At 38.1% G+C, this 12075-nt stretch carries 9 protein-coding genes and 2 pseudogenes; 1 reads left to right on the forward strand and 10 read right to left on the reverse strand.

Annotation, left to right across the window (positions count from 1 at the left end; all coding sequences use genetic code 11):
- Window positions 1–70 precede the first annotated feature (70 nt).
- The 4 genes from N824_RS17970 to N824_RS29200 form a co-directional block, all read right to left on the reverse strand.
- The gene (locus N824_RS17970) at window positions 71–1072 is read right to left on the reverse strand and encodes a FecR family protein (RefSeq protein ID WP_048906539.1); all 1002 of its coding nucleotides are present in this window, start codon (window positions 1070–1072) and stop codon (window positions 71–73) included.
- 72 nt (window positions 1073–1144) lie between these two features.
- Window positions 1145–1729 carry an RNA polymerase sigma-70 factor gene (locus tag N824_RS17975; protein WP_048906540.1) on the reverse strand — a complete coding sequence of 195 codons (585 nt, stop codon included), beginning with the start codon at window positions 1727–1729 and terminating at the stop codon, window positions 1145–1147.
- An 881-nt stretch (window positions 1730–2610) separates the two neighbouring features.
- Window positions 2611–2832, reverse strand: coding sequence for a hypothetical protein (locus N824_RS31380; RefSeq protein ID WP_048906541.1), 222 nt, complete (start codon window positions 2830–2832; stop codon window positions 2611–2613).
- An 89-nt stretch (window positions 2833–2921) separates the two neighbouring features.
- Window positions 2922–3110, reverse strand: coding sequence for a hypothetical protein (locus tag N824_RS29200; protein WP_084498384.1), 189 nt, complete (start codon window positions 3108–3110; stop codon window positions 2922–2924).
- A gap of 159 nt (window positions 3111–3269) precedes the next feature.
- Here N824_RS29200 and N824_RS38515 point away from each other — a divergent pair.
- A pseudogene (locus N824_RS38515) lies at window positions 3270–3739 on the forward strand (DUF420 domain-containing protein).
- Between the two features lie 467 nt (window positions 3740–4206).
- Here N824_RS38515 and N824_RS17990 read toward each other — a convergent pair.
- The 6 genes and pseudogenes from N824_RS17990 to N824_RS18015 all read right to left on the reverse strand — a co-directional run.
- Window positions 4207–5031, reverse strand: a pseudogene (locus tag N824_RS17990) (carbon-nitrogen hydrolase family protein); the annotation flags it as partial.
- 114 nt (window positions 5032–5145) lie between these two features.
- Window positions 5146–6924: a cbb3-type cytochrome c oxidase subunit I gene (locus tag N824_RS17995; protein WP_048906758.1), complete on the reverse strand. Its 1779-nt coding sequence runs from the start codon at window positions 6922–6924 to the stop codon at window positions 5146–5148.
- Window positions 6925–7179: 255 nt separating this feature from the next.
- Window positions 7180–8070, reverse strand: a complete 891-nt coding sequence (locus N824_RS18000) for an AraC family transcriptional regulator (protein WP_048906544.1) — start codon at window positions 8068–8070, stop codon at window positions 7180–7182.
- 144 nt (window positions 8071–8214) lie between these two features.
- Entirely contained in the window at window positions 8215–10350 is a 2136-nt protein-coding gene (locus tag N824_RS18005; protein WP_048906545.1) for a nitrite reductase, read from the reverse strand.
- Between the two features lie 87 nt (window positions 10351–10437).
- Entirely contained in the window at window positions 10438–10863 is a 426-nt protein-coding gene (locus N824_RS18010) for a hypothetical protein (RefSeq protein WP_048906546.1), read from the reverse strand.
- A gap of 5 nt (window positions 10864–10868) precedes the next feature.
- Window positions 10869–12074, reverse strand: coding sequence for a pyridoxal phosphate-dependent aminotransferase (locus N824_RS18015; RefSeq protein WP_235207187.1), 1206 nt, complete (start codon window positions 12072–12074; stop codon window positions 10869–10871).
- Between the last annotated feature and the right edge of the window lies 1 nt (window position 12075).

Below are 12075 nucleotides of genomic sequence, written 5' to 3' on the forward strand. Positions count from 1 at the left end.
TTCCTGACTTCAGGAGCGGTTTTTTTTAGTATCTCTCTTTTACATATTTTTTTTGTTAGTTCGTACTCTGTTAATTAATGATCACTTGTCTTCCCTGAATTTTGTAGCTGAATTTACCGGTGGGGGCAAGCACCTCCATAATATCAGACAGCGGAACCTTTGCGCTGAGTGTGATGGTCATATGCTGCTGCCCCTTTGTCTGATGTTTAAAAATGAAGTCTACATTGTACCAGCGCTCAAATACTGTAGCCATTTCCCTTAATGTAGCCTTATTAAAAACCAATCTTCCGTTTTTCCACTCCGACACATCATCTGCATTTATTTGCCCTAGTATGGCCTGATTGTTTTTCCAGGATAAGCTTTGTCCTGGAATCAATACGGCAAGTGGGGTTTCATGATTTCCTTGTTCATGAGCTATCCGGACTTTTCCGCTAGCTACCTCTACTAAGAATGGTTTGTTTTTAAAAGCGTTGATCCGGAATGATGTTCCTACAACAAGGGTCCTGATCTCTCCAGTATGAATAATAAAAGGTTTTTTCGGATTTTTGGCGACCTCAAAAAAAGCCTCGCCATGTAGGATAATCTCCCTTGTATTACCAACAAACCGTGATGGATACCTCAACGTACTCCCTCCTGCCAGATAAACAATAGAACTGTCCGATAACCGTACCTGAACACGCTGCCCATTGGCATTAACACGTTCAAACATGGTCACAGCCGCGATCTTAGTTTCCTGCCTTTTTAAATTGGTAATGCCGTACCATATCCCTACTCCAAGTATGAGCGTTAACCAGACAGCCGCATACCGAAGCAAGAAGAATTTATTTCCGCTACTCATCGGTAAAGAATTCTCTTGTAGTCGCTCCTCCGTGAAGCGGTTCTTCCAAATCGCTATATCCTGATCAGAAATCTCTGCTTCTTCAAATGCTGCCCATTCCTCAACCCAAACCTGGTCGATAAGTTGCTCCGCATCTTCCCTTTGCAGAAACAATTTCATGATCTGCAATTCGGACGGAGAACACTCTCCTTTAAGATATTTTCGGATGACTTGCTTATTTACCTGTTGCTCCATTTCGTTATCAAGATGCTTCTAAATGTTAATACACATTTTCTGAAGGCAACCACTAATGGAAAAGAAATTATTTTACAAAAAAAGCATGAGCAACATCAGAAGTGCTATATCCGTATGTTTTTGAAGTTCCCGTCGTAGAAATCTGATCGAAGCACCGATGTGATTTTCAACGGTATTGACAGACAATTGCAGCTCAGCAGCAATCTCTTTGTGGTTCATGTTCATCTCTCGGCTCATGACAAAAACCTTTTTGCGTTGCGGACTCAATTGGGAAAGGGTTTGACTGTAAGCTAACTGAAGTTCTTTTGCTTCCAAATCCTGCAGGGGTGAAGAAACCCCTATTAAAGATTCGGCAATTGAATCTATTGGCACAGTAACCTCCTGTCTTTTACGAATATGATTAAACAGGGTATTTTTCATCGCGCTAAAAAGATAAGGGGCAATTTCACTGTTGGTCATGATCTGATCACTTTTTTGCCAGATCTTTAGCAGAAGATCTAATACCAGGCCCTCCGCAACAGATTCATCCCTCACATATTTTAATGAAAATTGATACAGCTTATTAAAGTATCTCCGGAAAAGCTCGTTGAATGCCCTGTAATTGCCCTGTTTACAATGATCGATCAATGTCCGATCTGGTAATCCCTTAAATATCATAATTGACGGCTTGCTTTTATCCGCAACAAAAGTAGCGGGCTAAAAGCAAGTACATATTAACTCTTGGTTAAGTGATTGTTAACATCAATTTTGTGCTAGTGTAAATACCTCTTGGGTATTTAGACATTTTAGTGCCAAGGATTAGACTGCATCAAAGTTAGAGCTGAGTTATTCTTGTCGTCCGTTATCTGATTCTGGTTTCAGATTATGATGCGAATAAATTAATAGACCCTTGTTCTGACAATGAATTACTGGCCCTTTTCGATTTAGCTTAATCGTGGAGCCTAGGAGCAGCTATAATCGCAATTGGCGCATACACCTTTTTTGATGTGGGTAAATTCGCCCTTGATCTTCACGATCGTATATTTTTCTCTGTTAAAGATTATTAATTTATTACCGAATAAAGATCAATAAAATTACTTAGAGATCAAATGTCATCCTCCGTTAAATATATTAAGTCAATTTCATAAAATTTTGGCATCAATACCTACAGTCGCTGGCAATACCGTTATATTGTCTTCCAGAATAATTTTACTGGCAACTTTCTTAAAGGACAACCTAAATTTCCTTTTACCAGGTTGCAAAACTAATCTGATGTCACTTCAGCAGGGCATATAAAAAAACAGCACAGGCAAGGGAATACGCGGATTGAGGGTATGTTGCTCTTAAATGCTTCAGGGCACTGGTAATCTGGTTCTCTACTGTTCTTTTTGAATTTGTTAATACAAAATTCCTGCGCCGAAAACACTATATATCCCATATGGGATAAATAAAAGTTCTTCTAAAATTTCTCTTTGATTTTTTCATCTAGCCTTCCCTTTGACTGATGATACCAGCCCACTCTAGCCCTAGGCTTAACCCTCCAGCGCCACAAAATACATCTATACAAATACCATTATGCGCCCCCTGTTCGCTTCACGCGTTTCATTGACATGAAACAAGGGCGCTCCCTGGCGCATCATTTCTTCCATTTTTACAATAGCAGTCGATGAGACTTGTAAAGCAGTCATTTCTTCTTTTCTGCCTTCCAGATTAGCAAATCCCTCCTGGTGACAACTTGGGAAGGTAAAATAGGGGTACTGCCCAATTTCCGCTTGCTCCAATTTTTTGAAGAAAATTGGACGCTACTGAAAGCCTAAACCTGTGAAATAAAACTGAGACAATCGAATTGTGTTCTTCCATAGCCCTTGTATTAAGCCAATAAAGATGCGTAACCTAAACCACTGCATTTCACAACATCATAAGACGGTGCGATAAATAATCCTGCAGCCAGAAAAAAGTGACATTGTGTAATCAAAGTTTTGAACAATCGGACAAGGAAATAAAGTCTTTTGTAATTTAACTCTGCAAGCTCATTCTTATTCAGATTCGTTGCAAGCATCTTTTGTTCGGTTTTACAAAGATGCTTTTTTCGTTTATTAAATGCACAAATCCATCCCGAGCGAAGTATAGTATAAAGAAAATTCTTTGTTTGAACAAAAAACACAAAATACAGTGAAAAATTACAAACCATTAATATGGGCTTTAACTTTAGGAATAAGTGGGCTCATTTTCTTCGCATTCTTTWTYYSAAAWAAAGAATCATATCGGGTATGACTTTTCTTTTTTACCACTATTAAACGCAATACTGACCGGCTCTACCTTTATTTTTCTCTTGTTGGCTCTTTTTGCGATCAAGGATAAAAATATCAAAAGACATCGTAATTTCATTTTGTCAGCTTTTGTATATACATCAATATTTTTATTTTCTTATTTACTTTATCATTTTACTACGCCTTCAACTAAGTATGGAGGGTTAGAATTATTAGATATATTTATTTTTTCATCTTAATTACTCATATTATTTTTGCAACTATTACAGTTCCTTTAGCGTTGATATCAATCGGCCGAGGTCTAAATATGGAAATAAATTTGCATAAAAGAATTACACGATGGACAATGCCCATTTGGTTATATGTAAGCTTAACAGGAGTAATTGTTTATTTACTAATTTCTCCCTATTATAGGTAGTCATTATTGGGATTTCTAATATCAAAATTTCAATACGAAGCTGTCTTAGATTTTAATTTTATTTCAGGGATATCCCTCATTATTCCTTTTTTAAACTCCAGCATTCTATTCCTTTGTGCTTAAAAAAAGTATACTGGTTTGCTTAGAGATAGAGGAGTTGAATAAGATAAAAAGCTTTTACGATTATGAGATGGCATATGTACGGATAGTGAAAGATATCGGCAAGCAAGCGATGGAAATTCTTGCATCACCAATAAGTGCTATATACTCATAATCTATGAATAGCATATCACTTGAATAGTGACAAAAAATGAAAAGTTTACTTACTAAAATAGCATCTATTAAACTGAAACTTAATACAAACAATTTTATAACCTATCGTTATGTAAACGGTGTTATATCTTTTATCAACGCTTGATTTAATATCACCGCATCATGTAAGTAACAATTTAACGATCCAGCATCCACTATCCCTTTGATATATCCGGTTGTCCGGGGACATTAAATTTGAAGATATCAGATCTGGAGTAATGACCAACCACATCAAAATCAAGTTTGAATTTATACAACACCTGAAAATCCAATTCCGCTGTTAATAACCCTTCTTCATTCCACAAAGGACCTGCCAATATTTCTCCATCAGGGCCTACAATGACACTTCCTCCGGAGCTCAGTATTTCCGGTTGATTTTGCACATCATCGTGATAACGTGAAGGATAGTCACTTTTAGTCACATATTGGTTAGCAGACAGAACAAAACATCTGCCTTCCAAGGCAATATGCTGAATAGTTGACTGCCAAGAAGCGCGGGTATCAGCAGTAGGCGCAAGATAAATCTCAATACCTTTTTGGTACATTGCTGTTCTTGCCAGAGGCATGTAATTCTCCCAGCAAATCAGCCCTCCTATTCTTCCAATATCAGTGTTAAAAGTTAAAAGAGAATCGCTCCCACCTTCTGCCCATATATAACGTTCTAACCCTGTGGGCTTAAGTTTACGGTGCTTGCCAATTAGGTGTCCACGGCAGTTAAAGTAAAATAAAGAACAAAAAAGAGAACCCCCTGCAGCTTCTTTTTCAGTGACGCCCAATGCTACAAACATATTAGCTTCTTTTATTGCAGCACCAATAAGTGCTGTATACTCAGAATCCTCTACCAGACTATTGTTCCAGTAGTCTAACCACATACTCCTGCTCTTAATGCTTCTTTGTCCAATTACTGCATCAAATGACAGTCCCCTGGGGTAACATGGAATAAAAGATTCAGGAAACAATAATAACTCGCAACCAGCTTCCTGAGCCTTTTTWWTCYMGMTNTMWWAYWATKCNNYMAYTGNKWYMWMGANAKCANNAAKANMWGSAGKANGTGGNTTRKACTACACCAACTTTTATTTTTCCGAATGCCATAATCAGTTATTTATATCATTTGTCTTTTGTCTATCAGCATCGTATTTCATTTGAATCTCCAGGAGCTCAAGATCATCGTTCAAATCGTGGTGCTGATTAGACTCCATTGTGTCCGAAAAAGGAACAGTTTGCATAATAAAATCCTCATGATGGCCCGGCTTACTATAATCATAAGCCCATCTATGTACCACGGGTAATTCGCCTGGCCAATTCCCATGCAGATGTTCTACCGGAGTCGTCCATTCCAACGTATTTGAACTCCATGGATTTTGAGTCGCCCGCTTTCCTTTAAAAATGGAATAAAAGAAATTAAACAAAAAAGAGACCTGGCCAACTGCAGCAGTTATAGCCGCCCAGGTAATCAGTACATTTACCGAAGCCCATTTTTGCATAAATTCGAATTCCGTAAATGCATAGTAGCGTCTGGGTACGCCATCTAATCCTAGAAAATACATCGGAAAAAATACTAGGTATGCACATGTGAAAGTGATCCAGAAATGTAAATAGCCAAGTTTCTCATTCATCATTCGCCCGAACAGCTTGGGAAACCAATGGTACACACCAGCAAGCATGCCAAAAACTGATGCAGATCCCATCACAAGGTGAAAGTGCCCCACAACAAAATAGGTATCGTGCAGGTTAATATCTAAAACTGCGTTACCTAAGTAAATACCTGTCAAACCACCTGAAATAAAAAATGACACTAAACCTATTGCAAACATCATTGCAGGTGTAAAGTGAATGTTTCCTCTCCATAGCGTAGCTAAGAAATTAAAAGTTTTAACAGCCGACGGGACAGCTATAATTAAAGTGGTCACCATAAATACGCCACCTAGGAAAGGATTCATCCCGGTTACGAACATATGGTGTCCCCATACTATGAAGGACAATGCAACTATCCCAATTAAGGAATAAACCATTGCATGGTAACCAAAAATTGGTTTTCTTGAACGATTAGAGATAACTTCTGAAGTTATCCCTAACGCCGGCATTACCACAATATAAACCTCCGGGTGTCCAAGAAACCAAAACAAATGTTGCCATATGATAGGCGATCCGCCTTCGTTTGGCAGTATTTGCGTACCAATCACTATGTCCGACAAGTAGAAACTCGTCCCCATACTCCTATCAAAAATCAATAAAATCACAGCTCCGGTTAATACCGGAAAGGCCAATAATGCCATCACAGCTGTAAGAAACAACGCCCACACGGTTAGTGGCAATCGCCACATAGTCATCCCTTTAGTCCGCATATTTAAAACTGTACTGATATAATTAATGTTCCCCATCACACCTGAAGCGATGAAGATCACAATACTGATTAACCAAAGTGTCATTCCTAATCCTGAACCTGCCATTGCCTTAGGTAACGCAGATAATGGCGGGTAGACAGTCCATCCCGCGCTTGCCGGTCCAGTTTCGACAAAACACGAGCCCAACATTACTAAAGAAGCGACAAGAAAAAACCAGTATGATAACATATTCAGTAGTGGAGAAGCCATATCTCTTGCGCCGATTTGTAAGGGAATTAAAAGATTACTAAAAGTCCCACTCAGTCCACTCGTTAATACGAAGAAAATCATAATGGTACCATGTATGGTTACCATTGCCAGGTAAAAATCTGGCTTTATTCTTCCTCCTTCTGCCCACTTTCCCAATAAAACTTCTAAGATTGGAAATTCTTTATCTGGCCAGGCAAGTTGCAAACGAAACAACACAGACATTCCCATTGCAATCACTGCCATTACAATAGCCGTAATTAAAAATTGCTTAGCGATCATCTTATGATCTGTACTAAAAATATACTTTGTTAAAAAAGATTGTTTGTGCTCATGACTTTCAACATGAGCCGAAGAAACTGTGTTTTCCATAAATTTCAATGATTCCTTAATGATTCCTACTCGCATACAAGCCTTATAAAAATCTACATTACAGATACAAAAATCAGCTATTTAGGAAGTTTGAAATGGTACTGATAAAGGAATTATTGGTATAGATTGCAGTTTCGTGAGAAAACAAAAAATACTAAGTAAGGTCTAGAATGGATCTGAATTTACTTTTATTATTTTCTTTTTAAATTCCTCTGGCGTAACGCCAACTAGTTTTTTGAAAAACTTTGTGAAATAGGAATTGTCATTAAAATTGAGCTCGTATGCGATCTCAGAAATACTCATATCCTGGCTTACAAGTAATCGTTTTGCCTCCAGGAGCACTCGGTTTCTAATCACCTCCCCAGCCTGCATTCCCAGATACTCTTTACACAGAGCATTTAGATGATTTGGGGTAATATATAAAAGGTCCGCATAGTCCTTAGGCAATCTGACCGTACTGTAGTGTTTTTCGATTAAATTTTGAAAATTGCGAAGAATTGTATAGTTATACACCGGAATTGAATTTTTCTTTTGAATAACTGCATTTTGATCTACCAGGACAAGTAAATATAAAAGTGTAATGCGAACAGCATCCCATTGTATGGCTTGCCCAGATGCTACTTTTAGATAGAGTTTCTCAAATAACACTAATGCCTCTTGTCGGATGGCTTCAGGTAATTCAATAACACCCTCATCAGGTTGCCCGCCAAAAAAGGAAAATGAATCTAAAAAATCGGTTCTTAACAATAAAGACTGAAAAAAATCCTTACTGAAATTCATTACATAACCATCTACATCATCGTCAAAGGCCCATGTATGGACCTGTCCTGGAGTCATGAAGTACATTTGCCAGGGTTTAACCTCAAACTGATTAAAGTCAATGGTATGTTTCCCACCCCCACTTGTAAACAAAACCAAATGGTAGAAATTATGCCGATGTGGAAAAACAAGTGAATTGTGCTTTTTCAGATATTCAGCAAAATGATCGACCAGTAATTTGTCTTCTTTTCGATCAGAAAGCGAACAACTATCAAGGACAGGGATCAGTTTTTGCATGGGCTGAATTCGAGTTTTACTGAACAAACAACCAGACACATTCTAATTGTACAAATCAAAAAATCTACATGCAATATAATCATATTAAGTATAAAGTTAACCTTACGTGATGTGATTAACTTTATACTAGTAAAAGGCTATAAACTAGTTAGCGCTTTGTTGAAATTGTTCGTTTCTAAGTGCCGTAGCCCTAATATAGAATTGTTCAGCATCAGCTTTATAAGATGCAGCAAACTCTTCTAAAGGTTCATTTTTATTAATCTGTAACACTTTATCACTGTACGAACCGTCAAATGAAATATCACTATTTGTTATAAAATGTGTGTCAAAATTCTTCAAAACACTACTATGTGTATTGCATGGCACCTCTTTCGTTAACAGCAGCGCCCTGGCCGTATTGATATACACGCTATAGCTATAATATATTGATTCAACCCATTGTTCAGCTTCGAATGCCTCCGAAGCCTTTCCAATGGTCTCTAAAACTTCTTCAAAAACAACCCCCACCATGTCAATCATAGGAACGGCACACTCACCTACCCCTATATTGGTTTGGTATTGAAGATCTTGTCCCCAATCCAGCAGATAATCTTGAGATATATCCTCGATTTCACCGAGGGGTTTTAACAAATTGTAAAAGTAATTTTTACCCAGCCTGATATAGAAATCATTAAAATATTCGCCGTCTAAAGCTGAATTTTCAAAACAATTTAACAACAGTCTTACTGCATCAGGAATTACTTTTGAGGGTAACTTAATGACCTTCTCAGCCATAGAACCATTTCCGGCTCCGTTGCTTCCCCCTCCTAAAAGTACTTGCATTGCCGGCAGGATATAACCACCAATTTTCATTGACATGCCATGAAAACCAATATTAGCTACCGCATGATGCGCGCATCCATTCATACATCCGGAAATCTTTATGCGAATCAGATTATCATATATGACATCTTTATATTCACCTTCTAGCACGCGTTCCAATTCTTTTGCCAAGCCCACCGAGCTTGCAATTCCAAGGTTGCAGGTATCTGTTCCCGGACAGGCAGTGATGTCATGAAGGGAGTTAAAACCGGGTTCAGCAAGCCCTGCATCATCAAGTTCATTAAATACTGAGCTTAATAAGTTAGGTCGAATATACTTTAGTAAGATACCTTGATTTATGGTTATACGCATATCCTCTGAAGCATACTTTTTCGCGATCTCTGCGAGCTTTCTTGCAGTAAGGGAATGTAAGTTTCCAGTTGACAGTTTGATACGTACTGCTACAAAGTCTTGCTGTTTCTGAAGAAAAACATTTTTACTCACCCAAGCTTTATATTTTACTTCATCACATGGAATGGGTTCCTTTAGCTCAAATTGGCTGGGAATCTCAGATTTCTCAAAATCATTTAAATTGATATTGTAAGTCTGTAAGCTAATTGCTTTGCGCTCGATCTCTACCAGTCTTAGAAACTCAGTAACCCCTATATCATTGATTAGGTACTTTAGCCTCGCTTTATGTCGCTTGGCTCTTTCACCATAACGATCAAAAATTCTTAAGCAGGCTTCTGTAAATGGAATAATTTGATTTTCTTCCATAAAATCAAAAATTGGATGAGCAACAAAGGGTTGTGCACCAAGACCACCAGCCAAAAGAATTTTGAAACCCCGATTTTTTTTACCATTCTCATTTTTAATCCGGGGAATAAAACCCAAATCATGAATAAAGGTAAGTGCTGCATCATTGTCAGATGATGAAAATGCAATTTTAAATTTACGACCCAGATTTTGGCAAATAGGATTTCTTAAAAAGTATTTGAACATTGCATTTGCATATGGGGATACATCGAAAAGTTCGTCTGGGTCAATTCCTGCATATGGGGACGCTGTCAGGTTCCTGATGGTGTTCCCGCACGCTTCTCTAAGCGTTATTCCCTTCTCTTCAAGATCTGCCCATACCTTTGGTGCGTCCTCAAGTTTTACATAGTGTATCTGAATATCCTGTCTTGTCGTTGCATGAAGATTACTGCTTGCATATTGATCAGAGATGTCAGCAATGCGCAAGAGTTGTTCTGGGGTCACTCTCCCAAACGGGAGTTTGATCCGGATCATATTAACGCCATCCTGTCTTTGTCCATAAACGCCACGGGCCAGACGAAATGCCCGGAAACTTTCGCCGTCGAGTTTACCTGATTGGAAGAGCTGAATTTTATGATTAAGTTCAAGTATATCTTTTACTGCCTTATCGTCTATATGCTCTTTTAGCTCAAGTTCGGCTGGTATTATATTCGTAATATTCATAATTCAAAAATAAAAAAGACATAATGTCTACGTATGGTGGTTTTCAATGATTAATTTGTACTAATTATATGATCATCTTTTTTATGCCTAATTAAATAGCTTTGCTTCAAGATGTAAGATCAGTGGCATTATAAATTCCCGATTTCCGTTATCACCATCCCAAATTCTGACCAGGGACCATCCTAGTTTATCCTTTTTAAGCTCTACAACCTTAACATCATCTTCCCCGTAGAACATGAAATGCCCATCAGAAGATAGTTTAAAATAACCTTCCAGAGTTTGGTTTTTCGAAGTCACCACTACTTTGTAATTCAATGCATCTCGAAAATGGCTTGAAATCCTTGATTCCAGTACTTTACCAAAACTTAGTGATGGTTTGGTAAAACTTCCCGGACTCACATCTGACCGATTTTTTCTTGCAGTCACCGTAAATCGAAAATATTTATGAATCATCAATTTACCAAATACAAGAAATGGAATAAAAATAGTCAGCCATCGAATAGGACTTTCCATGATCGTTATATTAAAATTAGCAAAGCTCTTTTAATCTGGATTAAACCGTTTACTAAATCTGGTTCCGAAGCCGCATAAGATATTCTAAGGTGATTTGCGTTGCCAAATGAGTCGCCAGAAACCGTAGCGACATTCCCTATAAACAGCAAATAATAAGCGAGATCTTTGGCATTGTTTATTACATTTCCGTGTATGGTCTTCTTTCCAAAGTATGCGCTTACATCAGGGAAGAAATAAAACGCCCCTTCTGGTTTGTTCGTTTTCAATCCAGGTATCTCAGATAATAAACTATAGACCAGATCTCGTCGTTTCTTAAATATCTGACTCATTTCATGAACACTATTCTGGGTCATAGAATAAGCAGCAAGGCCGGCTTTCTGCGTAATTGAGGAAGTCCCTGAGGTAGTTTGTCCCTGCAATTTTTCCGCGGCAGCCACCACTATACTACTTGCAGCCATATATCCAAGTCTCCATCCGGTCATTGCATAAGCTTTGGAAAAGCCATTAATTAACAGCACACGTTCTTTTACCTGTTCAAATTGTGCTATAGAATGGTGCTTTCCAATATAATTGATGTGTTCGTAAATTTCATCTGACAGGATATAAATAGCCGGGTATTTTTCAAATACAACAACTAAAGCTGCTAATTCTTCTTTAGTATAAACACTACCTGTTGGATTATTGGGCGATGAAAACATGAAAAGCTTGGTCCTCTCCGTGATTTTACACTCTAGCTGTTCAGCCGTAATTTTAAAATTATTTTCCATCGCACCCGGAATAAATACCGGGATTCCCCCAGCAAGCTTTATCATTTCGGAATAGGAACCCCAGTATGGTGTAGGCACAAGTACTTCATCTCCAGGATTTACTACACAAAATATAGCATTCATCAAAGATTGCTTTGCTCCAGTAGAAACAATTATCTGGGAAGAATGGTAAGTCAGGCCATTCTCTCTTTTTAGTTTATCAGCGACTGCTTCCCTCAGATCCGTAAATCCGGCAACAGGACTATAGTGGGTAAAGTTCTCTTTTAAAGCCTTGACAGCAGTATCCTTGATGAACTGAGGCGTATCAAAATCAGGTTCCCCAAGACTGAGATTAATCACTTCTTCACCCCCAGCCAACAGTTCCCTTGAAAGTTTTGACATCGCTATAGTTGCAGATTCCTCAAGAACATTGATTCTGTCACTTAGTCTTAATACTGTTTTCATA

Source organism: Pedobacter sp. V48, from assembly GCF_000523515.1.
GTDB lineage: Bacteria > Bacteroidota > Bacteroidia > Sphingobacteriales > Sphingobacteriaceae > Pedobacter.